20 protein-coding genes are annotated in these 26,917 nt (G+C 67.3%); 9 read left to right on the top strand and 11 right to left on the bottom strand.

Annotation, left to right across the window (positions count from 1 at the left end):
* Positions 1–11: 11 nt before the first annotated feature.
* The 4 genes from HOV77_RS18080 to HOV77_RS18065 all read right to left on the bottom strand — a co-directional run bounded on the left by HOV77_RS18080 (position 12) and on the right by HOV77_RS18065 (position 3,512).
* Positions 12–686 (bottom strand): ABC transporter ATP-binding protein, encoded by a 675-nt coding sequence (locus HOV77_RS18080; protein ID WP_290863582.1) that lies wholly within the window; start codon positions 684–686, stop codon positions 12–14.
* Complete coding sequence (locus tag HOV77_RS18075) at positions 683–2,035, bottom strand: peptidoglycan-binding protein (protein WP_290863581.1); 1,353 nt, start codon at positions 2,033–2,035, stop codon at positions 683–685. The genes HOV77_RS18080 and HOV77_RS18075 overlap by 4 nt, the downstream gene beginning before the upstream one ends.
* Positions 2,032–2,991: a hypothetical protein gene (locus tag HOV77_RS18070; protein WP_290863580.1), complete on the bottom strand. Its 960-nt coding sequence runs from the start codon at positions 2,989–2,991 to the stop codon at positions 2,032–2,034. Before HOV77_RS18070 ends, HOV77_RS18075 begins: the two co-directional genes overlap by 4 nt.
* A 95-nt stretch (positions 2,992–3,086) precedes the next feature.
* Positions 3,087–3,512, bottom strand: coding sequence for a hypothetical protein (locus HOV77_RS18065; protein ID WP_290863579.1), 426 nt, complete (start codon positions 3,510–3,512; stop codon positions 3,087–3,089).
* Between the two features lie 492 nt (positions 3,513–4,004).
* Here HOV77_RS18065 and HOV77_RS18060 point away from each other — a divergent pair, with 492 nt between their 5' ends.
* Entirely contained in the window at positions 4,005–4,343 is a 339-nt protein-coding gene (locus HOV77_RS18060) for a DUF5713 family protein (RefSeq protein ID WP_290863578.1), read from the top strand.
* A 112-nt stretch (positions 4,344–4,455) separates the two neighbouring features.
* Here the strand turns inward: HOV77_RS18060 and HOV77_RS18055 are convergent, their stop codons facing one another.
* On the bottom strand, positions 4,456–5,700 hold the full coding sequence (locus tag HOV77_RS18055; protein WP_290863577.1) for a hypothetical protein: 1,245 nt from the start codon (positions 5,698–5,700) through the stop codon (positions 4,456–4,458).
* Between the two features lie 783 nt (positions 5,701–6,483).
* Here HOV77_RS18055 and HOV77_RS18050 point away from each other — a divergent pair.
* The 3 genes from HOV77_RS18050 to HOV77_RS18040 are packed head-to-tail and all read left to right on the top strand — an operon-like array spanning position 6,484 to position 10,461.
* Positions 6,484–8,217, top strand: coding sequence for a sigma-70 family RNA polymerase sigma factor (locus HOV77_RS18050; RefSeq protein ID WP_290863576.1), 1,734 nt, complete (start codon positions 6,484–6,486; stop codon positions 8,215–8,217).
* Positions 8,218–8,231: 14 nt separating this feature from the next.
* The gene (locus HOV77_RS18045; RefSeq protein WP_290863575.1) at positions 8,232–9,245 is read left to right on the top strand and encodes a glycoside hydrolase family 11 protein; all 1,014 of its coding nucleotides are present in this window, start codon (positions 8,232–8,234) and stop codon (positions 9,243–9,245) included.
* 49 nt (positions 9,246–9,294) lie between these two features.
* A complete protein-coding gene (locus HOV77_RS18040) occupies positions 9,295–10,461 on the top strand; it encodes a non-reducing end alpha-L-arabinofuranosidase family hydrolase (protein ID WP_290863574.1) in 1,167 nt (388 codons plus the stop codon).
* Positions 10,462–10,586: 125 nt separating this feature from the next.
* Here HOV77_RS18040 and HOV77_RS18035 read toward each other — a convergent pair whose 3' ends face one another.
* From HOV77_RS18035 to HOV77_RS18025, 3 genes are all read right to left on the bottom strand, one after another.
* Positions 10,587–12,167, bottom strand: a complete 1,581-nt coding sequence (locus HOV77_RS18035; RefSeq protein WP_290863573.1) for a CotH kinase family protein — start codon at positions 12,165–12,167, stop codon at positions 10,587–10,589.
* Between the two features lie 101 nt (positions 12,168–12,268).
* A complete protein-coding gene (locus tag HOV77_RS18030; protein ID WP_290863572.1) occupies positions 12,269–12,952 on the bottom strand; it encodes a DUF4956 domain-containing protein in 684 nt (227 codons plus the stop codon).
* The gene (locus HOV77_RS18025; RefSeq protein WP_290863571.1) at positions 12,949–13,905 is read right to left on the bottom strand and encodes a polyphosphate polymerase domain-containing protein; all 957 of its coding nucleotides are present in this window, start codon (positions 13,903–13,905) and stop codon (positions 12,949–12,951) included. The genes HOV77_RS18030 and HOV77_RS18025 overlap by 4 nt, the downstream gene beginning before the upstream one ends.
* Before the next feature lie 199 nt (positions 13,906–14,104).
* Between HOV77_RS18025 and HOV77_RS18020 the strand changes: the two genes are divergently transcribed.
* The 3 genes from HOV77_RS18020 to HOV77_RS18010 all read left to right on the top strand — a co-directional run bounded on the left by HOV77_RS18020 (position 14,105) and on the right by HOV77_RS18010 (position 17,804).
* Complete coding sequence (locus HOV77_RS18020; RefSeq protein WP_290863570.1) at positions 14,105–15,481, top strand: RNA-guided endonuclease TnpB family protein; 1,377 nt, start codon at positions 14,105–14,107, stop codon at positions 15,479–15,481.
* Between the two features lie 239 nt (positions 15,482–15,720).
* Positions 15,721–16,431: a response regulator transcription factor gene (locus HOV77_RS18015; protein ID WP_290863569.1), complete on the top strand. Its 711-nt coding sequence runs from the start codon at positions 15,721–15,723 to the stop codon at positions 16,429–16,431.
* Positions 16,428–17,804 carry a HAMP domain-containing sensor histidine kinase gene (locus HOV77_RS18010; RefSeq protein WP_290863568.1) on the top strand — a complete coding sequence of 459 codons (1,377 nt, stop codon included), beginning with the start codon at positions 16,428–16,430 and terminating at the stop codon, positions 17,802–17,804. Before HOV77_RS18015 ends, HOV77_RS18010 begins: the two co-directional genes overlap by 4 nt.
* Positions 17,805–18,157: 353 nt before the next feature.
* Here the strand turns inward: HOV77_RS18010 and HOV77_RS18005 are convergent, their stop codons facing one another.
* Both HOV77_RS18005 and ileS read right to left on the bottom strand, forming a co-directional pair.
* Positions 18,158–18,547 (bottom strand): hypothetical protein, encoded by a 390-nt coding sequence (locus HOV77_RS18005; protein WP_290863567.1) that lies wholly within the window; start codon positions 18,545–18,547, stop codon positions 18,158–18,160.
* A gap of 266 nt (positions 18,548–18,813) precedes the next feature.
* Positions 18,814–21,927 (bottom strand): isoleucine--tRNA ligase, encoded by a 3,114-nt coding sequence (gene ileS, locus HOV77_RS18000; protein WP_290863566.1) that lies wholly within the window; start codon positions 21,925–21,927, stop codon positions 18,814–18,816.
* 674 nt (positions 21,928–22,601) lie between these two features.
* Between ileS and HOV77_RS17995 the strand changes: the two genes are divergently transcribed.
* On the top strand, positions 22,602–24,758 hold the full coding sequence (locus HOV77_RS17995) for a DEAD/DEAH box helicase (protein WP_290863565.1): 2,157 nt from the start codon (positions 22,602–22,604) through the stop codon (positions 24,756–24,758).
* A gap of 3 nt (positions 24,759–24,761) precedes the next feature.
* On the opposite strand, the gene HOV77_RS17990 is transcribed toward HOV77_RS17995, so the two are convergent.
* Entirely contained in the window at positions 24,762–25,520 is a 759-nt protein-coding gene (locus HOV77_RS17990; protein ID WP_290863564.1) for an FCD domain-containing protein, read from the bottom strand.
* A 393-nt stretch (positions 25,521–25,913) separates the two neighbouring features.
* Between HOV77_RS17990 and HOV77_RS17985 the strand changes: the two genes are divergently transcribed.
* Positions 25,914–26,917 (top strand): arabinofuranosidase catalytic domain-containing protein (locus HOV77_RS17985; protein ID WP_290863563.1); only part of this gene is annotated, 1,004 nt, incomplete at its 3' end.

Here is a 26,917-nt window from a genome sequence, read left to right as displayed (position 1 = left end):
GGACCACCGGGTCAGCCATGGCTGACCGCCTCGGACAGCACACCGTCGTGAATGGCGAGGGTACGCTGCGCGCGGGCGGCGACCACGGCATCATGGGTGATCACCACGATGGTCAGGCCCTCGGACCGCAGGCCGTCGAGCAAGTCCAGGACGGCTGCGGCGTTGGCGCTGTCGAGATTGCCGGTCGGCTCGTCGCAGAGCATCAACGCGGGCCGGTTGACCAGCGCTCGGGCGATCGCCACCCGCTGACGCTCCCCGCCTGAAAGGGTTGTCGGCAGCGCGTCACGCCGATGACTGAGCCCGACCAGGTCCAGCGCCGCGGCGGCGGCCGCCCGGCGGGCTCGCGCGGGCACGCCACGGTAAAGCTGGGCGACGGCCACGTTTTCCCAGGCGGTCCGGTAGGGCATGAGGTGGAATGCCTGGAAGACGAAACCGATCCGGCTGCCCCGGATTCCGGTGCGATCGCTTTCCGGCAGCCGGGACACATCCGTTCCGTCGATCTGATAAACGCCGGCCGTGGGGCGGTCCAGCAAGCCCAGCACGTTGAGCAGTGTGGACTTCCCCGAGCCGGACGGCCCCACGATCGCGACGTGCTGGCCGGAGTCCAGGTCCAGGTCGACCGAGCGCAGCGCGTGCACCGGCGGCGGCCCGGGATAGGTCACGGCGATGCCGCGCAGGCTGATCATCGGCCGACCACCACCCGGTCGCCGGCCGCGAGCGTGTCCGCAACGGCGGGTGTGACCTCGACGTATCCATCGCCGGAGGCCCCGGCCGTCACGGGTACCCGGATCAGCGCCTGGTTGGGGCCGACCTTGGCGACGCTGGTCTTGCCGTCCGAGGCCGCCGACACCGCCGAGAGGGGCACGACCAGAACGGGGTTCGGGGTCTGCGCCGAGGTGATCGTCAGACGCACGTTCTGCCCCGACCAGGTTAGTGGCAACGCTTGGGCCGGGGTGATGCGCACCGGCAGATAGGGCGGTCCCGCGGCGCCGCCCGCGGCCGGGGTGTCGATGGTGACCGGCCCGATCTCGCTGATCGTTGCGGTGACGGCACCGCCGAGGGATTCGGCGACGACCTCGGCCGCCATCCCGACTCTGATCAGGATGCCCTGGTCCGGGCGGAGCTTCGCCTCGAAGGCGAGCTGCCCGGTGGAGAGCGTGATCAGCGGTGCTTGCACGGTCTCACCGACCTTCGCCCGTGACTGCACCACCCGGGCCGGGAACCCGCTGAGGAAGAGCGCCTCGCCGGCGGGCAGCATCGGCCCGGTCCGCGCGACCAGCTTCGCCAGTGCCGACTTCGCCCGATCGAGCTCGGCCCGGGCCCGACGCAGCTGCTCAGTCAGTGGTTCCTCCGCCGACGGGGGGCGGCTCGGGTCCGGCGAGGGCTGCGCGGCGATCTTGCGTAGCACCTCGTCGACCGCGCGCTGCTTCTCCTCGACAATGGACTGCCCACCGGCCAGGGCGTCACTGTCCTTGTCGGTGCCCCCGGCCGTGGTCGGCACCCGATAGCCGATCTTCGTGTAGAGCGCGGCCACCGCCTGTTTGGTGGCCGAGCCGAAATATCCCGCGCGGTCCCGGCCGGAATAGAGCCCGAGTGAGCGCAACGCCGATTGCAGCATGGCCACGTCCTTGCCCTCGTCATCGGGGCGCAGATCCCGGTAGGCCGGCACTGGCCCGGCGAGCACGATCAGCGGGCGCCCGGACACCTCCACCGGCACATCACCTGGCCTGACCTCCGCGCCGACCCCCCGGCGGACCGCTGTGACCACGGCGGCCTCGCCCTGGCGTCCGCTCGGGGTCGCCTCGACGGTCCGGGCCGACACGACCGCGGCCCGGGTGACGATCGTGCTGGCCACAACCCGCCGCTCGACGACACTGGTGAGCAGCGAGGCCGTCGGCGGCCCGGTCTCAGCAGCCAGTTGCGCGGGCGATTTGACCAATGTGGACAGCGCCAGGCCACCGAGCGACAACAACGCGCACGCTACGGCGAGGCCCAGGGTGAACCAGCGTCGCCGCGCCAGCCGTGTTCCCCTCACCTCGGCACCGGCAATCCGAGCACGGCGGCGGCGTTGCGCACCTCCGCGTCCAGCTGCCGGCGGGTCACGGTCAGCTTCTCCAGGTGACGCTGGATGAGGGCATTCTGATAGGCGGATTCGACGGTGAACCAGACCCCGACCACATTGTGCTCGCGTTTGCAGGCCACGTCGGCCACCGCGGTCTGGATCTCCGCCGAGCGCGGCGTCGGCAGGCTCAGGTCGGCCGTCGCGGCGATAGCCAGCGGGTCCGCCGCGGTGTAGCCGCGCTCACGCATGCACGCCGACCACTGGGCGAACACCGCCGTCACTCGCGTGTCGGCCTGCGCCTGATCGAACCCGGCCCGGGCGATCTCGCTGGCCAGGTTGGTATCGGCTGGATCGTCGGCGCTGATCTTCTTGCGTGCCTCGGCGTAACAACCGCCGGGCGGGATCGGCATGCCGCTGTGCACGGCGCCGGACGGCGCCGGATCGCCGGGTGCGGCGGCGATGCCTGAGTCGGATCCGCTGAGCACCAGCATCTCCGCCCTGGTGAACCGCTGGCCCGTCGAGTCCTTCGGAGTACTGATGTTCTCCTGCGGTGCAACGTGGTAGCCGTATTGTTCGGCGATCTCAGATTCCGTGACGCCGTAGCGGCGGGTGAGGCTGCTCGCGCCGGGCCCGTAGGTGTCGGTCAGCAGCGGGGGGAAGCCGAAGCGGCGTACGCACTCGTTGACCAGCAGCACCGACGCGGAGCCGATCATCTTGGTCTGCGCCGCCGAGAACCGGTAGACGTCGATGGGAAGGGTCAGGTTCGCAATGCTGTCCAGGTGCGGCACGGCCGCGATGGGTGGTTGCGTGCCGACGACCAGGTCGCTGTGGGCCTGTCGGGCCGGGGCGGTGGATTCGGCATCTGTGCAGGCGGTGCAGAGCAGCGCGGCGGCGAACAGCATCACCACGCCTAGGGATCGCGCGGTCATAAATGACTCCGATGTGTGAGATCGTGGCGGGTGGTGTTCCAGCCCAGCTCGAATGGGCTGGAACACCACCCGCGGTTTACGGTCTGACCGGAGGGTCAGCAGCCCCAGGACTGGGACCGGTTGGCGTTGCTGACGACGCCGAAGTCATACGACGTGTAAACGCCCACGCCGTACTTGTTCAGGAACAGCTGGTTGCCGGTGTAGTTCACGGCGCTCCAGATGTGCACGCAGTTGACGCTGTCACCGTTGATCCCGGACATCGAGTTCGCGCCGAGGACGGCGCCCGCTCCCGGGGCGGTCTGAGACGAACTGAACGTGTAGGTCGTCAGATCTGCCACGGCCGGCAGGATGCCACCCTGCGCTCCAGCCATGTGGCTGTAGTAGAAGTAGCAGTTGTCCTGGCTCGGGCCGTAGTTGCAGTAGTAGTTCGCCGGGGCCGCCGACGCCGGTTGTGCGATCGCGAGGGTCCCGGCCGCTACGCCGAGAGCAACCATAATGGTTGCCGCTGCCCGTTTGATCATGATGCCTCCCGCATCTCAATATTTAGATGGATCGTCCATCCGGTGAGAACGTTAACATGCACATGTATCGTTGAATGTGACAAACGAAAGGCCTGCGGTGTCACAAATTTGTCAAAGAGCCGTCGATCACAGGTAACGCAAGAGGTCGACCAAGGCGACGTCGTTGCACACAATTACTACAGCCTGTTTCGCTGGGCTGGCCGGGCGGGAAACCGATGACGAACACAGGTCACCGGTCCGGCTAGGGCCAGGCCCAGAGCGAGCCGGATCCGTGCGTAGCCAGCCGTCGTCGGCAGCAAAGGATCGACCTCCGCGGCTGCAAGTGTCCCGCGCGTTGTCATGCCCTCAGGCGAAAGGCCGCTGGACAGCGCGGGCTCGACGCGATCATGGTCGGCGAGTATCTGCGGCCCTTGTCCTGCCCAGTTGATCTAAGCTGATGTGGGTCGTCCGGCGACATCGACGATGGAATCCCCGCACGTATGGAGAAGAACCGTGCCGCACAATCAGGAAGTGGCGGGCTACTCGTTTCTCGCTGATATGTACCAGGACGGCTACTACCCGGATCATCTCGTCGACCTGGGCAAGGCGATCCTGGTCCGGATGTGTGACCGCATCGAAACCGAGAAGCCCACGGACCTCGCCGCGCTCTACGCGATCACTCATGCGGCGACGGAGGAGTTCAACGAGCTCGAGGAAGTCTTCGACCAGGCGGGCAGCGAGATCGAGACCGTTGCCCGCGACACGATCGGCATGGACTTCCACTTCGTCGCTACGGCGTACGGGTTCGCCGAGGCCGACATCGAGGAACTGATCTCCACCCGCGAATGGTGATCGCGCGACCGCGGTCGCCGCAGACATCACAGGTTGGTGTCCGAGGGGGAGAACCCCCACTCGTGGCACTTGAGCTGCAACGCTTTCAACCGACCGTCGATAGTAGACTCCCCTACTTGAGCAGCACACCGCCCGATTTGCGGTAGGCGATCGTCTTGCGGATCAGGTTTCCGCCATCGGTCTCGGGCGTCGTCTGTTCCGTCCATCCGGCACCGAACAGCAGGGCAGCGACATGCGCCCTGGCCACCTGATCCATGTGCCGGAAAAACCAATCGACCTTGTCGTCCTTGTAGTGGTTGGGAGTGTTGTTCTGCACCATGTTGCCGACCGGAATCTGCCACAAGACCACCGGCTTACCGACGGCTTCGGCCATCGTCTTGTAGAACCGCAGCGCGGCAGCGGCCTTCTGATCGTTCCAGAATTTGTCGTAGCCGCCGTGGGCCGGCTGTGCGTACCAGCCCGCATCGCGGTCCGACACATCGCTGACCAGGAAGTCGCCGTTGCCTGCGCCAAGATCCGCGTAATCTTTGATGCATTTGTCTGGGTTCGACTCCCAGTCGAAGCAGGACAGATGCAGGCCCACCGCGGCGTTCGGCGCGTATTTGCGCGTCATTGCGATCAGGCAGCGGGCGAGTCCGGCGGCGCTGTTTTCGTGTGACCCACAGTCGGTCGGATTCGCGCCCGAGACCTGCGCCGGGACTTTGTGCAGGTTGCCGAGCGATCGTGCGAATCCCCAGAAGTCGGGCTCGAGGTCGATCGCGTCGGGCGACTTGCCGATCTTCTTCAGGAAGAACCGGTAGTCGTTCAGATACCGCGTGAGCAGGTCAAGCCGGTTGATGGCCTTGACCTCGCCCGGTCCGTCGCCCTCGCCTGCCGCATCCCCAAGGTCGCGCAATGAGTACCAGGTGAAGAAGAACTTCTGCGGGCGCGGGCGGCCCTGGTAGGTAGCGTTGGCCGCCATGCTTTTGTAGACGGTCACCTGGGTGCCAGGCGCGGTGGTGGGGCCGGTCCAGCAACCCCACCAGCCCGACCACCCGGCCTGGCAACGCGATGCCGAATAGTAGGCCGACGACGGGGCGGGCTGGCTGTGTATGTAGGCGTACCGCAGATCGAACGGCGCCGCGCTGGCGGATTCGTCGGACATCGAGCCGCCGATGAGCACCGTGCTGCTGCCCAGGAACCGCTTGGTCGAGCCACCGGACGTGGCGCTCGCGCGAGCCGACGGGGACGCTGAGACCGAGGAGTTGGGCGAAGCCAGTTCGGTCGGGGACGTCGTCGCGTCCGCGAGGCTCTCCTGCGTGCTGGCGGCCGGAGCGGTATCGGACGGCCCGCCGCAAGCGGTCACGGCCGCGAGCATGGCTGCCGCGATGGCGCTCGTGAACGCTGGCCGCCGGGGGCGGCACCCGATGGATCGCATCTCGACGTACTCCTATGTCAGTAGGGGCGAGCGCGGTTGACGCTCGCCGGACTCTGATTAAGGAGATGCGTATGCGGTAGTGACATGGCAGAAATCGTGGAAATTGACGGTGCGGAGTTTCCGGCCCGGACGGATGGCGGGCCGGCCAGGGTTCTGCGTCGCGCGATGTTGCGGCGGGCAGGCTCGGTCTTGCGACGGAACCCACCTTTTCTCGCGATCGTGAAGCCGAGAGGCCCGCTGTAAGCCGGCGAGCCTTCGCGCGGGTATCGGTGCAGGCAAGCGGCGTGTTAGCGTTCACATTTTCCCGGTGGCAATTCGGGGACGGATGGTGGGGAGGGACGCCGATGCGCAGCCCACCGATCGTGGGTTTGAACGCGCAAGGTGAACAGTGAGCGCTAAAAGTGACCTTCGTCAAGATGTAACAGGAAGATTCGAGGCAAGCCCACTACGGCACCGCTCGACCTGCCCCCCGGCTCACGGAACCTCTGGACCGCTTCCGCTGCGACCCGCTCACGCCGTGACAAGTATGCGTTGACCTGCCGATAGGCGCCCGTGCAGGAGCTGCCGTCGGCAGCGGCGGCATGCACCGGTATCCCGCCGTTCCCAGCCGACCGGAAAATTTCCTCCCCCAGTTCCCACGATTTCTGCCATCTCGCCGCTGCGCGTACATCTCCTAAACCAGAGACCGGCGATATGCCGACGGCAGGTGAAAGGTCGAGCCAGGTGTACCAAGACGTGAGATTCGATCCGGCGACGGTGACCGCGGCGATGCGCGGAAACCAGGCGGCGCTGGACGGGCTCGTGGCGTCATGCCTGCCGCTGGTGTACAACATCGTCGGCCGCTCGATGGACGGGCACGCCGACGTCGACGACGTCGTGCAGGAGACCATGCTGCATGCCGTTCGTGGGCTGCCGGGCCTACGCGACCCGGAACGGTTCCGGCCGTGGCTGGTCGCGATCGCGATCCAGCAGGTACGCGGGCGATGGCGGACCGGTAACCGCTTGGCGTCGCCCACCGAGCTGGACCCAGACCTCGCCGATCCCGCGGCCGACTTCGTGGACCTGACCATCGCCAAACTCGGCTTGCAGGGGCAACGGCTGGAGGTAGCCGAGGCGACCCGGTGGCTGGACGAGGGCGACCGTAATCTGCTGTCGCTGTGGTGGCTTGAAGCCGCCGGTGAGCTGACCCGCTCGGAGCTGGCGGATGCGCTGGAGCTGACGTCGCAACAAGTGGCCGACCGGGTTCGGCGGATGAGGGAACAGTTGGACGCGGCCCGCGTGATCGTGCGGGCGCTGCGGGCCTCACCGCGCTGCGCCCAGCTCGCCTCGCTGGCCCGCGACTGGAACGGCCTGCCTTCGCCCTTGTGGCGCAAGCGATTCGCCCGCCACACGCGCGAGTGCGACAGGTGTGCTTACCGCTGGAGCGATCTTGTGCCGGCCGACCGCCTGCTTGTCGGACTGGCTCTGGTCCCCCTGCCGGTCGGGCTCGCCCTGCCGGAGCTGCGAGCAAGCGTCGGCGGGCGCGCGCACGCCGGTAGCGGAAATTCAGGTGGCTGGTTTGCCAAGGCCGGATCAGTGCTGTCGGCGAAACCGGCGATCGCGGCCGCGGCTGCCGTCGTGGTGCTCGGCATCGGTGTCGTCGCTGCCAACGGTTGGGGCGCGTTCGACGAGCCGTCGCCTAAAGAGCCCACAGCCGCTGCCGGTACGGAGTCGATGCAACCGGCTGTCACCGCGAGCATGTCTACGTCACCATCGCCGTCGGACGCCAGCCCTAAACCCAGCGTGTCCCGGTTCGGATTGCTGCCGCCCGGCGCAAAGCTGCCATCGGGCGCGCAGTGCGCCACCGCCGTCCGCGCAAAACCGATCCGCGAGAACAAGGCGGTCAACGCCACTGCCAACCGGACCACCGGGCACACCGTGCCGGGCGCGACTGCGCCGCTAACCCGCGTCGACGGCAAGTTCACCGGTACCACCGAGCAGATCCTGCGCTGGGCTGCCTGCAAGTGGGGCATCGACGAAGACATGGTCAAGGCACAGGCCGCCATCGAAAGCTGGTGGCACATGGACAACAAGGGCGACTACGGCACCGACGCGTCGCGCTGTCCAGCCGGGCACGGGCTCGGGGAGGACGGCGCCCCCGGCAAATGCCCTGAGAGCTACGGCATTATGCAGGTCCGGTATCCGTACAACATGCAGGCGTTCCCGGGCGTTGAAAAGTCCACGGCCATGAACGCCGACTACGCGTACGCGGTCTGGCGGTCCTGCTACGAGGGCAAGATGACCTGGCTCAACACTGTCGACAGGGGTTCGCAGTACAAGGCCGGTGACGCGTGGGGCTGTTTGGGCGTGTGGTTCGCCGGTCGGTGGCACACCGACGCTGCGGAGCAATACGTCAAACGGGTCAAGGAGTACCTGTCCCAGCGGATATGGACCACTCGCAACTTCCAGCAACCCTGACAACGTGGAACGTGATGACCAACTCACCTGTCCATCCGAAGAGCCGCGCCTGGCTACTCCGCCGCAGCGCTTGCTTCGCGGCGGTGCTCACGGCAGTGATCATTCTGCCTGGCGCCGCCTACGCCGACACGACCATCACCTCCCGTCAGACCGGCTACCAGGCCGGCACCGACGATGGATACCACTACTCGTTCTGGTCCGACCGCGCCGGTTCCGTCTCGATGACACTCGGCCCCGATGGCAACTACCGCACTTCATGGAGCGATGTCGGCAACTTCGTCGCCGGTAAAGGCTGGAGCACCGGGGGCCGCAAAAGCGTGCGCTACTCCGGCAGCTTCAATCCCTCCGGCAACGCGTACCTCACCCTTTACGGATGGACGACCGACCCCCTCGTCGAGTACTACATCGTCGACAACTGGGGCACCTACCGGCCGACGGGAACCTTCAAAGGCACTGTCACCAGCGACGGCGGAACCTACGACGTCTACCAGACGATGCGATACGACGCCCCATCCATTGTCGGCACCGCTACGTTCCCGCAGTACTGGAGCGTTCGCAGGTCGAAGAAGACCGGCGGCACAATAACGACCGGCAACCACTTCGACGCCTGGGCGCGCTACGGACTGAAACTGGGCCGCTTCAACTACATGATCCTGGCCACCGAGGGGTACCACAGCAGCGGAAACTCCACCATCACGGTCGGCGGCTCAGCGGCACCGCAGAGCCCCCGCCCGGCCACCGCCTCGCCGTCGCCCGTGGCCACACCGACGCCGCGAAGGTCGGCCTCCGCTCGAGCGGCGTCTGGCTCACCGTCGCCATCGACGGACCTGCTCTCGCCGTCAACGTCGTCGATTCCAGCCGTGGCTGACGCACACTCCCCCGAGCGGGCATCCCTCGGCGGTCATGGCGCCGTGTGGCTTGTCGGCACCGCGGCACTCCTGGCCGCCGGCGCTATCACCGGGACGCTGATGAGGCGTCGCCGATCGGCGGCGAGACGCCGGGCGAGCTTCGAGTCGCATCGGCGCTAGCCCCATCCGTCCACGCAACCCCCTTGATCGAACCCTAGGAGACGCCCCTATGTCGCCGTCGCAGCTGCGCCTTCGCCGGCGGTCTGGATTTGCAATCGCCGTCGTAGCAGCCATGTTCTGGGCCGCCGCCGGTTGCGCTGCCGGGCCGGCGGAGCAGGCCGACGTAACCCGAAGTGCGCAGCCGCCAGACGTGGCCGCCGCGAGCCCCACGCCGTCGTCACCCTCGGCGGCCACCAGCGCGTCGCCGTCGAGCGTCCCCACGCACCAACCCTCCGGCGGCGTTCCGGCCAAATCGAATGCAGTCACGTGCGCACTTCCGTCGCGGTACCGGTGGACATCGACGGGTCCGCTGGCGACCCCGAAGTCAGGTTGGGTATCCCTCAAAGACTTCACGACCGTGCCTTACAACGGAAAGCATCTCGTCTACGCCACGACCCACGACGGCGGTAGCGCCTGGAGCTCGATGGCCTTCAGTCCATTCACCAGCTGGTCCAATATGGGCTCAGCCAGCCAGAAAGCCGTGCCGTACGGCACGGTCGCACCCACCTTGTTCTACTTCGCCCCGAAGAAGATCTGGGTACTCACCTACCAGTGGGGTGCGAAGGCCTTCTCCTACCGGACTTCCAGCGATCCCACCAATCCGAACGGATGGTCGTCGCCACAGCCGCTGTTTTCCGGAACCATCGCCGGCTCCGACTCCGGCCCGATCGACCAGACGATCATCGGCGATTCGTCGAAAATGTACCTGTTCTTCGCCGGGGACAACGGCAAGATCTACCGCGCCGGCATGCCCATCGGCAACTTCCCGGGTACCTTCGGCGCCACCTACACCACGATCATGAGCGATACGAGAAGCAACCTGTTCGAAGCGCCTCAGGTTTACCGGGTCCAGGGCCGGCAGCAGTACCTCATGATCGTCGAGGCGATGGGAACCCACGGGCGCTACTTCCGCTCGTTCACCGCCACCAGCCTGGGCGGATCGTGGACACCACAGGCCGCCACCGAGAGCAACCCCTTCGCCGGCAAGGCCAACAGCGGCGCCACCTGGACCAACGACATCAGCCACGGCGACCTGGTCCGGGCTAACGCCGACCAGACCATGACCATCGACGCCTGCCACCTTCAACTGCTGTACCAGGGCCGGAACCCGAACTCCGACGGTATCGACTACGGCCTGCTGCCCTATCGGCCCGGTCTGCTGACGCTGCAACGCTGAAGCCACGCTTGTATTCGACGCCACGAGCGCCGCCCCGTCGCGTTCTCCGACGTCAAAGTGATCATGGCGCGTATCGCGGGCCCGGACACCAGATGAGGAGGCGGTGTCCGGGCCCGCGGCCAGGATCAGCCGGTGACGACGGCGTCCTTGGCCAGTGCGGTCGTACGCTGCTGGATGGTCGAGCGCAGTTTGTCGGCGTCGGACTTCACCGCGGCGGCGTCGTATCCGTCCACCTTCGACAGGGTGGTGGTGATCGTGTTAAGCGCCTGTTCTGCGGCGCCGTTGCCGAACAAATTCCGATACAGCTCGCGGTACGCGTCGTCGTAGATCTGTTTGAAGGCGTCGGCGGCGAGGAACCGTTCCTTGAGCTTGTTGCCGCCCATGCTGAAGCCGCCGCCGGGATCGCCCCCGGCCTGCTGCGGCGGAGTGAATCCCTCGGGGAGCTTGACGCCATCCGGCAGTTGCATGCCGCCGCCGAACCGGCCACCCATGGAGGTGGAGTCGTGCGGGCCCTGAGTGGCGCTACCGCTGAAGGTCAGGTTGTAGTCCCAGCCGACGATCCGGAACTTCTTGGTGCTCAGGTCGTACCAGAGATACAGGTTGCGACCGGGCCCGGCCATGTCGTCGAAGTTGAGCAGCAGGTTCTGCAGGGCCAGGTACTTGGCGAACGCGGTGACGTCGACATGGTCGGCGAGGTGCGCTGCGAAGTCGGCGTCGGACGACTGCTCGACCCATTTCACAAGGTCGATGACCGGTTGCAGATCGTAGCTGCCCTTGTTGTTGATCTGCTTGAAGTCCTCGGTGTAGTCGGTCTGGTCCTCGCCTTGGTAGGTGAACTGCCCGGTGCTCAACGTCTTGTACAGCACTCCATCGCCAAGGCTCTCGGCGAACCCGGCGTCCGGCGTCTCGACGAGCAGCCTGGTTCTGACCGGTCGCCCGTTGACCCGGAGCCCGGAGTACGCGTACTGCTGAGCGGGTTCGCTGGTCTTGCCGATGAGGGCGAGTGACACGGCTTCGTTGAGGACCGTGCTGCCGCCGCCCATGCCCGAGATTCGCAGGGCGACTTGCCGATGGCCCTGATAGCGGCGGCCGTCGGCGAACTCGTCGAAGCTGATGAGCCAGGGAAGTTCTTCGGGACGGCTGCTGTCGAGCGAGACCGTGCCCATACCGCCGCCGGGAAGGCCGTCCGCCATCTGCCCGCCGCCAGGCATCTGGCCACCGCCCGGCATCTGCCCATCACCCGGCATCTGGCCACCTCCGGGGATCTGCCCGCCGCCCGGGAAGCCGCCACCGGGGCGGCCCCCGCCCGGTCCACCGCCGTTGTCCTCGCCGAACAACGATCGTGTCTTGCCCTTGTGCGTCAGACCGGACAGCGTCGAGTTGCCCTTGAGGCGGATGCCGACGTCCTCCACGACGGTGCCGTCGATGGTGAGGTCGGCGCGCAGGTACTCCTTCTCCCCCGTCGCGATGAACTCGTCCATCATCCGCTGGTACTCGGCCTCGCCATAGCTGAGCGTGATGGTGTGAGCGATGGTCGCGTCGAACAGGTCCACGGTGCCTGCGACGTTCTCCACGACGTCGTCGGACTTGCCGGCGCCGCCGCTGGTGACGATAGGCCGGATCTCGACGTTGCCCGCGAGCACGACCAGCGCCACCAGGCTGAGCCCGCAGACGGCGAGCAGCTTCCAGTAGTGGCGTACCCGCACCGGGATACGGTGCTTGAGGCGAGGGGCCGGCGCTCGCGCACCGGCCGTGACAGATTCGCCGGCCACAACACCTTCGTCGGCCGTAAGGCTTTCGTCGGCCATCACAGGTCCGTCTGGTCGTACCCGGTCAGCACGGTGACCCGTTGCCCGGAGGTGACCTGGCCGAGCGCGACGATCAGGTCACTCGGCTCCCCACCCTTCTTGAGCCGCACCGTGTACATCAACTCGGTGAGCGCGCCGCCCCGGATGGACTCCATGCTGACCAGTTCGAACTCCGTGGTATGCCGGATCAGCACATCCTGGATGGCGGCGGTGTAGTCGCCCTCGGGCGGCACCTGCACCTTGACGACCTGACGCTGGACCGACAGCCGGAACCAGCTGAACCGGTGCATGACTATGATCACCAAGCAGATGGCCGCCGTCGCGACCATCGCCAACACGTAGAACCGCGTACCGGTCGCCATGCCGACGCCCATGACGAGGAAGATGAACCCCACGTCGCGGGTCTCCTTGATCGCGTTGCGGAACCGGACCACCGACAGCGCTCCGACGAGGGCGAACGCTCGGGCGATGTTCGAGCCGACGACGAGCATGATCAACGAGATGAGCATGCCCAGGATGACCAGGGTCTGCACGAACGACTGGCTGTAGGACACATTGCGGTGCGTCGCCCGGTAGACCCAGCCGATGATCGCGCTGAGCACGAACGACAGGATCAGGGCGACGACGATGTCGGTGACACTGAACGTGCCGGTGAGGTCTTGCAGTTCGAAGTTCACGGTCATGCCTTCACGGTTGCGGCCGCAGCGCTCGCCACGGCGGGGTCGTCGGAGATAGCTGCGTCGTCGGGGTCGACGGCAGCGTCGGGGATGGCGGGGTCGTCGGGGATGTGGAAGATCGAGCGGGGCGCCTGGCCGAATGCCTCGATGCTCTGGCAGTACTTCGAGACGCGGACGATCGACAGGTCCAGCGCTGCGGCCAAATCGGTCAGCCAATACGGGACGCGGTCGTTCGCCTTGAACTCCAGCACCGACAACGACGCCGGAATGATCAGCCGGTTCTCGCTGTCGGCGGCCAGGTCGAAGTCCCGGTCCCGGCCGCGTACGCGGTGGTCGAGGGTCACTCGCAGGCCGAGGTCGGCGTCGCGCCCGACGTACGCCTCCCGCTGATAACCGGTGGTGGCGGTCGGCCGCAGATCGAATCCGGAGACCAGGCCCAGGACTTCGTTGACGAAGCCGGCCTGGGCAGGCAGGTGGTCGATCTGCCGCCGGAGATCGCACAGTTCCCGGGCCTGCCCGTACGGCAGGGCGATGCGCCGTTTCTGGGTCACCCGGTTGACGCGCTGCTTGATCTCGACGTAAACGGTGGTGTCGTCGCCGACTGTGGACCGGTCACCGTAGTGACGGATCCGCAATTTCCGCCGGAACCGCAAACCTTCGATCTTCTCCCAATAGAAACGCAGATGCCGGGTGTCGTAGTAGACGCTCCACACCCCGTACGACCCGCCGACGCCGTTGTCGTCGTCATCGAGCCGGGCCTGCAGTTCACGCCGCAGTTCCGGCAGCTTGACGCTCGGCACGAGGTACTTGATCTCGTAACGGTTGAAGGCGTGCAGCGCGCTCGGGGCGCGCAACGCGTGACCAGCGTGGTCGTTGTCGTCCGCCGAGGTCGACCCATCTTCGATCGCCGGCGGTTCGACCTGGTCGGGAGGCTTTTTGCGGCCAAGGCGCAGTCGCATGACGCAGTACCATCTCTTTCCGGTCCGGATCAGACCCGCCCGGTGGCCGTACGGCAAACGGCGGGTGAATCACCGGTGGTGGTCAGGTGAACGGCATCAGCTTGGAGCCGGACATTAAGAGCATCTGGAACCGTTTCTAAGAGTTCCCTAAGAGCCTGTTGAAGAACTCGTTGTCGTAGGTGGCTGGGAGACTGACGGCGTGGCTAGGTTCGCGGCGTTCCGGTTCACCGCCGATGCTTCACCATCGCAGCTGGTGGTGTTGGGGCGCCATGCAGGTGCGGCGCGGTTTGCGTTCAACCAGTGTCTGGCGATGGTCAAGGACGCATTGGATGCGAAGGGCAAGACTGCTGACGGTTCGGTGAAGGTGCCGTGGACCGGGTTTGACCTGATCAATGCGTTCAATGGGTGGAAGCGGTCGGCGGCGGGTCGTGTGTGGGTGGTGGACTCCTCTGAGCAGGCGACCATGCACAGTACGGGTTTGCGGTGGCGGGGCGAAGTCTGTCAGCAGGTGTTCGAGGAGGCTGCGGTCGACTGTGGCCGGGCCTTGACAGCGTTCGCCGACTCCCGCAAAGGCAAGCGCCGGGGTGCTCGGGTGGGGTTTCCCCGCTTCAAACGCAAAACCGCCACGACGGGCTCGTTCCGGATCCGCAACAAGACCACCGCCGGTCGGGCGGCGATCCAGGTCGGCGACCCGGTTGCCGGTCCGCGGACTATCTGCTTGCCGAAGATCGGGATCGTGCGGGTGCGGGAGGACACCCGCCGCCTGCGGCGCATGCTACGCAACGGCCGCGCCACCATCCGGTACGTCACGGTGTCGCGGCACGCGGGCCGGTGGACGATCAGCGTCACCGTCGAGGCCGCCGATCTGCACCCCGCCCGCCGCCACCCGGCACGGGAGGACGGCCAGCGGGGTTGGGTCGGTGTCGATCGCGGGCTGACCGCGTTGGTGGTCGCGGCCGACGGTACTGGTCGTGAGATCCTGCGGGTGGAGCCGCCGCGGCCGTTGCGCACGGGTCTGCCACGGCTGCGGCGTTTGTCGCGGCGGGTGTCACGGGCACGGTGTGGGTCGAAGAATCGCAGTAGAGCGGTGGCGCGGCTGGCCCGTTGTCACCGGCGCATCAGAGACGTTCGCGCGCATGCGTTGCATGAGGTTGCTAATCGGCTGGTCAAAACCCACGACCGGCTGGTGTTGGAGGACCTGAACACGGCGGGCATGGTCCGGAATCGGCGGCTGGCCCGGTCGATCAGCGATGCGGGTTGGGCGGAGCTGGCGCGGATGATCGGCTACAAGCAGCAGTGGGCGGGTGGGCAGGTGATCACCGCAGGTCGGTGGTTCGCCTCCAGCAAAACCTGCTCGAGGTGCAGCGCGATCCTTGCAGTGTTGCCGCTGGCGCAGCGGATGTTCACCTGCGCCGCCTGTGGCCATGTGGCGGATCGGGATCTGAACGCCGCGGCGAACCTCGCTGTCTGGGGCGAGCAGCATGACGCCCAGACCCGGGACCCCGAAGCACGAGGCCCGGTTATCAATGCCTTGCCGAGGGACGGCTCTGACCGGCGAGCGTCAGCCCGCCGGTGAAACCCGTCCCGGTGACGCAGGAACCCCAACGCCGACCAACCCAGCACGTGCCGGTCAGCGGTAAGGACGCCCGAGAAGGGCGCTGTTGGATCAACCAACCGGTTATTCAACAGGCTGTAAGATTCCGTCTCTCGACCGATGCGGACAATCGACGGCGAACCGGCCCGGAACCTCAAGGGTGTCTAAGAAAGCGGTAAGAATCCCGCCGGACTCCGCACCGGCGTTCCTATCGTGGTGCCATGACGACGGGCTACCGGCTGCTGGTCAGCGACGACGACGCCGCGGTGCGGCAGGCTCTCGAGCGCGCGCTTCGCTTCGAGGGCTACCGCGTGGACCTCGCCGTCGACGGGACCGACACCCTGGTGAAGGTCGCCGCCGGCCAGCCCGATCTCGTTCTGCTCGACGTCATGATGCCCGGCGTCAGCGGACTGGACGCCTGCCGACGCATGCGGGCCGCCGGGGATCACACCCCCGTGCTGATGCTGACGGCCCGCGACGCCCTGGCCGACCGGGTCGCCGGGCTCGACGCCGGCGCGGATGACTACCTCGTCAAACCGTTCGCACTGCAGGAGCTGCTTGCCCGCGTACGCGCGCTGCTGAGGCGAGCCGGGCCGCCGCCGGGTCAGGCCGACGTCCTGCGGGCCGGTGACGTGGCCCTCGACCGGCGCGCGCGCCAGGTTCACCGCGGCGACGAGCTGATCGATCTGACCCGCACGGAGTTCAACCTGCTGCAGACCCTCATGGAGCACCAGGGGCAGGTACTCACCCGAAGCCAGCTGTTCGAGCACGTCTGGGGCTTCGACCTCGACCAGTCGTCCAACAGCCTCGACGTGTATGTCGGCTACCTACGCCGCAAACTGGAGGCAGGCGGCCGCGCCCGGCTCGTGCACACCGTCCGGGGCGTCGGCTTCGTCCTGCGGGCAGAGTCGACCCGCGTGGCGCAGTCGTGAGCCGCCCATCCATCCGTCGTCGCCTGGCCGTCATCGCCGCCGCCGCAGTCACCGTGGTAGCCGTGTCGGTCGGGTTACTGGCCTGGCTCGCGCTCAGCCAGACGCTGATCCGCCAGGTGGACCGGGAGTTGCAAGTCATGTCGCACGGCCCCTTGCCGAACCTGAGCGCCGAAGCGGCGGCGACTATCCCGGCCACGCCGCTGGACGGCGACAAGGAGATGCGCCTGCAACTGCGCTATCCAGACGGCACCCGGGCCACCGTCCCGCACGGCACCGAGCCGTTGCCGTGGAGCGCCGACGATCAGGCGGTCGCCGGCGGAGCCAAGGATTCGGCCGTGTACACCATCAGCACCGATGACGGGCGATATCGGATCCTGACCATCCGCGGCAACCAGGGGCAGACTATCCAGCTGGCCCGTTCGCTCGCCAGCACGGACGGCTCCCTGCAACGCTTCGGCACCGTCACCGCGACCCTCATTCTCGGCGCGGCCGCGGCGGCGGCGTTCGCCGGACACGTCGTCGCCCGAGCCGGGCTGCGTCCCATACGCCAGCTCACCGAAGCCGCGACGCATGTCGCGGAGACCCGTGACCTCTCCAGCCCCATCCCGACCGACGGGCAGGACGAGGTCGCCCAGCTGGGGCAGGCGTTCAACCACATGCTTGACCGTCTCGGCGACGCCCAACGCCAGCAGCGGGAACTGATCGAGGACGCCGCGCACGAACTGCGTACGCCGATGGCCAGCCTGCGGACCAACGTGGAGTTCCTGATCCACGCCGGCGACCGGCTGGACAAGACCGACCGGACCGAGCTGCTCACCGACCTGGATCGGCAGAGCGTCGAACTGGCCCAGCTCGTCGGCAACCTCGTCGACCTCGCCCGGTCGCGAACCGTCGACGAACCCGCCACGACCATCGACCTCACCGACCTGGCGGCCGAAGCCGTCGACCTCGCCGAAGCGCACTTCCCGCAGACGGCGTACACGCTGCACGCCGCCCAGCCGGTCACCGTTCTCGCCCAGCCAGGCGCATTGCAACGAGCCGTCGTGAACCTACTGGACAACGCCGCCAAGTTCAGCCGCGCCGGGCAGACCGTCGACGTCCACGTCGAACAACGCACCACCACCTCCGGCGAGTACGCCGACATCAGCATCGCCGACCGGGCCCCGACGATCCCGGCGGACCAACGCGAACGCATCTTCCAGCGGTTCTACCGGCTCGACGACGCACGAGCCGTGCCCGGCTCCGGACTCGGCTTGGCGATCGTGCAGCAGACCGCCACCGCCCACGGCGGCACCGTCACGGTCTTCGCACGTCCCGGCGGCGGCAACGTCTTCACCCTCACGATCCGGGCTTCGCCGCCAACGACGACGTGAAGAAGACTCGGCAGGCTCCGCTGGCGCTGCGCCTGGATTGTCCCGGCGCACTGGAGGCGCAGCCTCAGGGCGTTGGTATCTCCGGTTCAATCTGTCCTATCGCGACGTTGAGGAGCTGTTGGTCGAGCGTGGCGTGGAGGTCGATGACATCACCGCGTTCCGGTGGGTGCAGCGCAAAGCACAAAGACGCCGCCCGATAGGACGGCGTCGATGACTGCGCCAGACGACATCGGGGCGCCCCTCGCGGGACGCCCCAACCGAGGGTCACTTGCGTGTCGGCGCGCCGCGGCGTGGTGCCCCAACCCGCACGGAGTGGGCGCTCCGTTCCACCCGGACCCTGCCCCGGAAAACGATCAGCTGATCTTCATCCAGGGGGACCAGTTGGTCAGGTACCTGTTCCATCCGTCCGAGCCGTCGCGGATGACCGTCCTTATTCTGACGCTGCCGGTCTCGGCCAGGTTTTCGTTGCAGTCGACGTCGCCGTTGTCTGCGCCGTTGGCGTCGTGGCATTCACCGGTGCGCCCATAGTCGGTCTCCCACTCGACCACCGCGCGGTAGCCGTCGGCACGGTAGTCGCCGATGGTGAAGTGATCGCCGTAGCTGTAAAAGCAACCCCGAGCTTCAGTCCTGGTCGGCGTGTGAAAGATCAGGTTCATGCACCCGGAATCCGCGTACGACGGCGTGGCGATCAGACTGGCTCCCAGGACACCCGCCACAGCGGCAGCGACGATTCGTAGCTTCAAGAGATCTCCTCCTTGCGTTGCGAACGACGGCAAGTATGAGCCCGGTGGGTTGAACCAGGCTTGCACGAAGCTTGAATCCGCACTTCAGCAGGCGCCGGGTAGCGGCGGCGGATGCTCGCGCGGCAGCGTCGGCGGGATCAGCGCGCCGATGATCTGCTCAGACTGAGGAAACGCGGGCACGCGGGTCATGATGGCCACCGGCCGTGAGCGGGCGCGATCGAATACACCGGCGGGCGACGCCCGTCTGTGTGATCAGCTACTACGAGCTACGCCTTGGTGATCCAGAACCTCAGCCCAAGCGCCTCGTCGCTGAACGGCTCACCGGCGCCCGCACCGGTTTCGAAGACGATGGCGAGGACCTCGTCGGCGATGAGCGAACGATGTTCCCGCAGAGCGTCCGAGGTTTCCCCCGACGCCTCGTATCGGACCGCGATACGGTCGGAAACGTCCAAGGCGCTGGACTTGCGGGCCTCCTGCATCAGCCGGACGGCCTCCCGCGCGAGTCCGGCCAGCCTGAGGTCAGGTGTGATTTCCAGGTCCAGCGCGACGGTCGCGCCGCCGCCGCTGGCCACCGCCCAGCCCGACCGCGGCGTTTCGGTGATGACGACCTCGTCCGGGCCGAGTTCCACAACCGAGCCGTCGACCTCTACCGAAGCCGATCCGTTGGTACGCAACGAAGCGCTCAGGGCAGCCGCGTCCGCCGCGGCGATCGCCGCGGCCACCGCCTGAACCGCCTTGCCGAACCGCTTGCCGAGCGTACGGAAGTTGGCCTTGGCGGTGGTGTCGACCAGAGATCCGCCGACGTCCACCAACGACTGCACGCTCTGGACGTTCAGCTCGTCGATGATCTGCTCGACCAGGGACTCCGGCAGCTCGGCGAAGCCGGGTGCGGACACCAGTGCCCGAGACAGCGGCTGACGGGTCTTGACCGATGACTCGGCGCGCGCCGTGCGGCCCAACTCCACCAGGCGGCGTACCAGAGCCATGTCGGCCGCCAGGCCGTCGTCTACCAGGGCTGGGTTGGCCTTCGGATAGTCGGCCAGATGGACGGACTCCGGTGCAGACGGCGTCACCGGCACGACGATGTCCTGCCACACGCGCTCGGCCACGAACGGCGTGATCGGAGCCAGCAGCTTGGTCACCGTCACCAGGGCCTCGTGCAGCGTCGCGAGCGCAGCCGGGTCGCCCCGCCAGAAGCGGCGACGGCCCCGGCGGACATACCAGTTGGACAGGTCGTCGACGAATGCCGCCAGCAACCGGCCGGCCCGCTGCGTATCGAACGCCTCCATCGCGGCATCGACCGCATCCACCAGCGTGTTCAGCTCCGACAGGACCCACCGGTCGAGCAGCGGCCGGTGGGCGGCGGCCGGGTCGGCGGCCGAGGGCGACCAGTCGGCGGTACGCGCGTACAGCGCCTGGAAGGCGACGGTGTTCCAGAAGGTCAGCAGGACCTTGCGAACGACCTCCTGAATGGTGCTGTGCCCGACGCGGCGCGCCGACCACGGTGAGCCGGCGGCTGCCATGAACCACCGGACCGCGTCCGCGCCGTGCTGGTCCATCAGCGGGATCGGCTCCAGGATGTTGCCGAGGTGTTTGGACATCTTGCGGCCGTCCTCGGCCAGGATGTGCCCCAGGCACACGACGTTCTCGTAAGACGACTTGTCGAACACCAGCGTGCCGACCGCCATCAGCGTGTAGAACCAGCCGCGGGTCTGGTCGATGGCCTCGGAGATGAACTGGGCGGGATACCGCGTCTCGAACAGTTTCCGGTTCTTGTACGGGTAGCCGTACTGCGCGAACGGCATCGCCCCGGAGTCGTACCAGGCGTCGATGACCTCGGGCACCCGCGTCGCGACGGCGGCGCACTCGGGGCAGTCGAAGCTCACCTCATCGATGAACGGCCGATGTGGATCCAGTGTGGACTGATCGCGGCCGGTCAGCTCGGTCAGCTGGGCCAGCGAGCCGACACAGGTCAGGTGACCCGCCTCGCAGCGCCAGATCGGCAACGGCGTGCCCCAGTAGCGGCTGCGGGACAGGGCCCAGTCGATGTTGTTGTCGAGCCAATCCCCGTAGCGGCCGTACTTGACCGTCTCCGGCTGCCAGGTGGTCTTCTCGTTCTCCCGCAGCAACTCGTCCTTGATCGCGGTCGTGCGGATGTACCAGGAGGGCTGTGCGTAGTACAGCAGGGCCGTGTGGCAGCGCCAGCAGTGCGGGTAGCTGTGCTCGTAGGGCAGGTGACGAAACAGCCGACCCCGTTCGGCGAGGTCCTTCACCAGCGCCTTGTCTGCGGTCTTGAAGAACACGCCGCCGACCATCGGCACGGAGTCGTCGAACGTGCCGTCCGAACGTACCGGGTTCACCATGGGCAGACTGTGCACGCGGCTGACCGCGAGGTCGTCGGCCCCGAAGGCGGGCGCAATGTGGACCAGGCCGGACCCGTCCTCGACGGTGACGTATTCGGCCGTCACGACGAAATTCGCGTCCTCGACCGCCACCAGATCGAACGGCCGCTCGTACGCCCACCGCAGCATCTGCGTACCGGTGAAGGACTGTTCGACCGACCAGCCTTCCCCGAGCACCTTGCCCACCAGCGGTTCGGCCAGCACCAGGCGCTCAGTGCCGTCGGTGGCGACGACGTAGGTGACATCCGGATGGGCGGCCACCGCGACGTTCGAGACCAGCGTCCACGGCGTGGTCGTCCAAACCAGGAGCGAGGCCGCACCGGCCAGCGGGCCGGAAGTCAGCGGGAATCGCACGTAGACCGACGGGTCGACGACGGTCTCATAGCCCTGGGCCAGCTCGTGATCGGACAGGCCGGTTCCACACCGAGGGCACCATGGAGCCACCCGGAAGTCCTGCACGAGCAGGCCCTTGTCGAAGATCTGCCGCAGCGACCACCACACCGACTCGATGTAGTCCGAATCCATCGTCCGGTACGCGTCGTCGAGGTCGACCCAATAGCCCATGCGCTCGGTGAGCTGGGCGAAGGCGTCGGTATGCCGGGTCACCGAAGCCCGGCAACGCTCATTGAACTCGGCGATCCCGTACGCCTCGATCTCCTGCTTGCCGGAGAAGCCGAGCTCCTTCTCGACGGCCAGCTCGACCGGCAGACCGTGGCAGTCCCAGCCGGCCTTGCGGGCTACGTGGAAACCCTTCATCGTCTTGTAGCGCGGGAACACGTCCTTGAACACGCGCGCCTCGATGTGATGGGCGCCGGGCATGCCGTTGGCCGTCGGCGGGCCCTCGTAGAACACCCACTCGGGCTTGCCCTGCGATTGGTCGAGGCTGCGCTGGAAGACCTTGCGTTCGCGCCAGAAGTCGAGCACGGCGTGCTCAAGCGCAGGGAGGTCGACCTGGGCAGGCACGGGCTGGTACGGCATCTTTCCTCCGGTCTCGTTCACACGTTCCCGGAGGGACGAGGCGAACCCCGCGGTACCACCCTCCTTGGCCGCACAGCGGCCCGCTCATTCACGCGGTCGGTTCTACTCGGCCGAGGCCTTTCCTCCGACGGCTCAGGGGTGATCTTCACAGCGGGCACGCCCCGGGCTTCCACCGTCCCCAGGTCTCTCTCGGCTGCGTCCGAAGCTACTCGTCCCCATCAACGCCTTACTGCTCAACTCTAACTCAATCCTCAGGCGCTTCCCTGGCGAGGTCCGCCGTGGCTGGCGCGCCGTCGTCGTCCAGCGTCCGGAACGCCCACAGGGCGCGAGGTCCCAGTCGCCGAACGCGGCCGGTAGATGTCCCCATTCCCGCTCGAGAGCGTCTATCTCCAAGCCGTCCGTGCCGGCGTACGCCGCGGTGACCGTATGGCTGCCAGAGGATTCTGCGCCCCGGGTGTGGGGATCGCTGATCCGCTACGGCTGATCCGGCGCGTCGCGCCCAGGTAGCCGCGAATGAGGCGGCATTGATTCGGGCGAGGCCGGTCACATTCTCGACGCACGGCGGCCGGCCGTGTCGGTAACAGCCCAGTGATCTACTCGCCACCGCCCGCCGCCGCCCAGGAGATACGGTACGACGAGCCGTCCCCTGGCGTGGCGAGTGAAACGAGGTCGTGATGGTCGCCGCTCGTGGTCCGCAGACGCGTGTCCTGATCACCGACGCCGTGGATGCACAGCGGACCGCCCGGACTCTGCTCGACGCCGAGCAGCGGCTGGTCACGGAGATCCTGGGGATCGCCGACGCGCACCGCCGACAGCTGTTCGCGCAAAGCTTGCATCAGGCCGACATCGAGCGGTTGCGGGAGACGGCCGACGGCCGGCTGCGCCTCGGGTCGCTGCGGGCGGCCGGGCTCACCACCGTCGGCCAGCTGATCGCCCGGCGTCACCAGCTGCGCGAGTATCCGGGTATGGGACCGACGTCCGTCGCCGCGATCGAGGCCGCCATCGAGGCCCTGGCCGAGTCCGTCGAGGCCGGCACGTTATTACGGCCGGACCCGGACCGCCGTTCACCGGCCGACACCCAGCTGCTGCTTTCGCTGCATCGGCTGGCCGTCGTCCGTCGCCGGGTGCGCCCCGTCCTCGGCCGGGCCCGCGAACTCCATCAGGGGATCACCGGCAGCATCGACGGTGCCCGGCGCGCCACCAGCCGCTGGCGAAGCCTGTTTCGTGGCCGTCGGGGCCGCCAGGCCGACCTCGCCGCGCTGACGACGCTCGAGGCGGCCTTGCGTTCACCGCGGATGACCACGGCCCGCACCAAGATGCTTGCCGCGGCCGCGGCGCTGGCGCACGAGCCGACCGCCAAGCAGCTGTGGCGCAGGTACCAGGCCGACGCCGCAACCTACCTGACACTGCTGGCCGAGGTCACCGGCAGGGATGGCGGCGAGCAACGCCCGGCCGGGTATCTGTCGCCCGGCGACGCCGCCCGCATCGACGACCTTCGGTTGGACACCAGCCTGCTGATCTCCACGTTGCGTGGCTACCAATCGTTTGGCGCCCGGTTCATGCTCGCGCAGCGGCGGGTGATTCTGGGCGACGAGATGGGCCTGGGCAAGACCGTCGAGACGCTGGCTGCCATGTGCCACCTGGCCGCGCAGGGCGAGCGGCACTTTCTGGTGATCTGCCCGCCGAGCCTGGCGGGCAACTGGATGCACGAGATCCGGCGACACTGCCGGCTGATCCCGCGCCTGTTGTACGGCGGCGACTTCGCCAAGAACACCGCCGCCTGGCGCGGCCAGGGTGGCATCGGCGTGAGCACCTACACCGCCTTGAGCCGGATGGACCTCAAGGGGATCAAAGTCGCCATGGTGGCATTCGACGAGGCGCACCACATCAAGAACCCGACCGCGAAGCGCACCGAGCAGAGCCGTCGCCTCATCGAACGGATCGAGCGGGTCGCCCTGCTGACCGGCACTCCCATGGAGAACCGGGTCGCGGAGTTCGCCGTGCTCACCGAGCACATCAACCCCACCGTTGCCCGGCAGGCCGCCGCGGCGCCCTCACCCGAGGCGTTCCGCCACGCCATCGCGCCGGCGTACCTGCGCCGTAACCAGTCCGACGTGCTCACCGAACTGCCTGCACGGATCGAGACCGCGCAACCGGTCTCACTGGCCCGCGACGAAGTCACCGGCTACCGCAAGGCCGTCTGGGACGGACACTTCATGACCATGCGACGGGCCACCTTCGGTGATCCGACGAGGACATCGACCAAGCTCGAACACATCCGCCAGATCGCCCATGAGGCGATGGTGGAAGGGCACAAGGTCGTCGTGTTCTCGTACTTCCGGGATGTGCTCACCGCGGTCGCGGCGGCGTTGGGCTCCCGAGCGCATGGACCTCTGACCGGCGCGACTCCTCCGTTGCAGCGCCAGGACGTCATCGATGCGTTCACGGCCAGCCGGAAGCCAGCCGTGCTGGTCAGTCAGATCGACGTCGGCGGTGTCGGCTTGAACCTGCAGACCGCCTCGGTGGTGATCCTGGTGGAGCCGCAGTGGAAACCCAGCACCGAGGAGCAGGCCATCGCGCGCTGCCATCGGATGGGCCAGGTCCGGCCGGTACAGGTCTTCCGGCTGGTAGCCGAGGACACTGTGGACACTCGCATGCGCGAGCTGGTCGCGGGCAAGGCCGCGCTCTTCGACGAATACGCCCGGCCAAGCGCAGCCAAGGACGCCAACGCGCAGGCCATCGATACGACCGACAACGACGGTACGCGCGCTGCCGCCGAACGGCAGATCATCGAGCAGGAGCGGGCCCGCCTACGGGAGTCGGGCGACTGATCGTCACCGGTCTGGCGAGAAGATGCGCCGTTGAATCGCCCGGCGGTATTCGTCCAATGTGTTGTCGATGTGGGTTGCCGCTGCCTGGGCGGCCGCTTCCGGATCGCCGGCCCGGATCGCCTGGCAAATGGCGTCATGCTCGTCGACTGCTTGGCCGGCATGACCGCCGATCGACCCGTGCAGCCCGAAGAGGTTGGATTGGGCCTGCAAGCGGCGGGCTTCGTTGACGGCGATCTGCAGGAACATGTTGTGGGAGGCGACCGCGATGCTCCGGTGGAAGGCGTCGTCGCCTTCGGTGAACACGTCCTCGCGTCCGGCTTCGAGGCCCCGGCGGCACAGCGAGGCCGCCCGCTCGATGGCCGCCATCTCCGCCGGAATGGCGCGGCGCGCGGCGAGCCGACTGGTCTCCATCTCCTGGGCTCGCCGGAACTCGAAGAGCATGTAGACGTGGTCCAGGTCGTCCGGGACGAAGAAGGACGCCCACCGGCCGGTGCCGAGCATGCCTTCGTCGTCGGCCACGAACAGACCCCGGCCCTTGTGGGCGCGGATCCGGCCGAGGGCGGACAGAATCTTCACGGCCTCGCGTACCACGGTGCGACTGGTGCCCAACTGCATCGCCAGCTCGTTCTCGGTGGGCATGCGGTCGCCGGGGCGCAGGCCCATCCGGGTTATCAGCCCGAGTAGCTGCTCAGCGGCCACCTCGTAGCCCGGCCGGTAGACCCTGTCCGGATGCCGGTCGTGCGTGGGTCGTGCCTGCGTCACACCGCGCCTCCCCCTCGTCTGAAAAAGAGTATGACTTATGTGTTATCTGCTCACCAGCTCCAGAGTCGTCAGTGCGACCGAGCGAGAGAGTGGTAGATGGAGATATCGTGCCGAAGCCGTCCATAGTCGACACATCGATCGAAGTAAGTAGGCTTAAGGTCTTGACTTCGATCCCTTGCGAGGTCGGTAATTGGTATTCAGCGGGATCGAGACGATTGCCCTCGTCGATCCCGTGGCCCCCACTGACATGGGATGCCGGCAGTCCAAAGCCCCACTGTCGACGTCCTGCATACCGCTCCTCCGTCCCGTGCCGCACTCGGTGCCACGAGCCGCTCGACCGGCGGCTCGCCTGCTCGTGCGCCGGCCACCCTTCGACACTGCGAGGAACCCGCCATGGTTGTTTCCAGTCTCCGGCGTACCCGTCATCGACCCCTGCTCGGCGTGCTGTGTGCGTTGGCCCTCGCCATCACCAGTGGCATCGCTCTTGCCGCGCAGACCACCGTCGCCCTGGCCGCCACCGTCGGATCACCCGCGCCGATCGTCGGCGGACAATCCGGTCGATGCCTCGATGTGCCCAACAGCAGCTCCACCAACGGCACGCAGGTGCAATTGTGGGACTGCAGCGGTAATGCGAACCAGTCCTGGACCTTGACGTCCAGCCAGCAGCTGAATGTGTACGGCAACAAGTGCCTTGACGCCAGCGGCCGGGGAACCACCAACGGCACCGCGGTCATCATCTGGGACTGCAACGGCCAGACCAACCAGCAGTGGAACCTCAACGCCAACGGAACCATCACCGGCGTGCAGTCGGGGTTGTGCGTGGACGCCAACGGCGCGGCCACCGCCAACGGCACCAAGATCATTTTGTGGTCGTGCAACGGCGGCGCGAACCAGCAGTGGCGTCAGGCGGGGACGCCCTCGCCGTCGCCGACGATGTCCACCTCTCCCGCTCCGCCCGGCTCGGGCCCGTGCGACATCTACGCCGCCGGCGGTACGCCCTGCGTCGCGGCGCACAGCACCACCCGAGCGCTCTACCAGGCCTACAGCGGCAACCTGTACCAGGTGCGGCGCGCCTCGGACAACACCAGCCGGGACATCGGCGTCCTGGCCGCGGGCGGATCGGCGAACGCGGCGACCCAGGATTCGTTCTGCGCCGGCACGACCTGCGTCATCACCGTGGTATACGACCAGTCGGGGCGCGGCAACGACATGTGGTACCAGGGATCCAGCGTGGTTCCCGGCTCCACGTCGAGCAGCCCGGCGCGGGCGACCACCGAGTCGCTGACGGTCGGGGGCAGCAAGGCCTACTCGCTCTACATCAATCCCGGAAACAGCTACTGGCGCGACGGCCACCTGACGGGCATCCCGACGGGGACCGCCCCGGAAGGCATGTACAT

The organism is Hamadaea sp. (assembly GCF_013362815.1).
In the GTDB taxonomy this organism is placed as follows: domain Bacteria; phylum Actinomycetota; class Actinomycetes; order Mycobacteriales; family Micromonosporaceae; genus Hamadaea.
This window is presented reverse-complemented; position numbering and strand designations above follow the sequence as displayed.

Excerpts from the sequence above, each read along its gene's own strand:
- HOV77_RS18065 (WP_290863579.1), bottom strand. The coding sequence starts at position 3,512 with ATGATCAAACGGGCAGCGGCAACCATTATGGTTGCTCTCGGCGTAGCG.
- HOV77_RS18025 (WP_290863571.1), bottom strand. The coding sequence starts at position 13,905 with ATGCGACTGCGCCTTGGCCGCAAAAAGCCTCCCGACCAGGTCGAACCG.
- HOV77_RS18045 (WP_290863575.1), top strand. The coding sequence starts at position 8,232 with ATGACCAACTCACCTGTCCATCCGAAGAGCCGCGCCTGGCTACTCCGC.
- HOV77_RS18015 (WP_290863569.1), top strand. The coding sequence starts at position 15,721 with ATGACGACGGGCTACCGGCTGCTGGTCAGCGACGACGACGCCGCGGTG.
- HOV77_RS18030 (WP_290863572.1), bottom strand. The coding sequence starts at position 12,952 with ATGACCGTGAACTTCGAACTGCAAGACCTCACCGGCACGTTCAGTGTC.
- HOV77_RS17995 (WP_290863565.1), top strand. The coding sequence starts at position 22,602 with ATGGTCGCCGCTCGTGGTCCGCAGACGCGTGTCCTGATCACCGACGCC.
- ileS (WP_290863566.1), bottom strand. The coding sequence starts at position 21,927 with ATGCCGTACCAGCCCGTGCCTGCCCAGGTCGACCTCCCTGCGCTTGAG.
- HOV77_RS18040 (WP_290863574.1), top strand. The coding sequence starts at position 9,295 with ATGTCGCCGTCGCAGCTGCGCCTTCGCCGGCGGTCTGGATTTGCAATC.
- HOV77_RS18055 (WP_290863577.1), bottom strand. The coding sequence starts at position 5,700 with ATGCTCGCGGCCGTGACCGCTTGCGGCGGGCCGTCCGATACCGCTCCG.
- HOV77_RS18080 (WP_290863582.1), bottom strand. The coding sequence starts at position 686 with ATGATCAGCCTGCGCGGCATCGCCGTGACCTATCCCGGGCCGCCGCCG.
- HOV77_RS18070 (WP_290863580.1), bottom strand. The coding sequence starts at position 2,991 with ATGACCGCGCGATCCCTAGGCGTGGTGATGCTGTTCGCCGCCGCGCTG.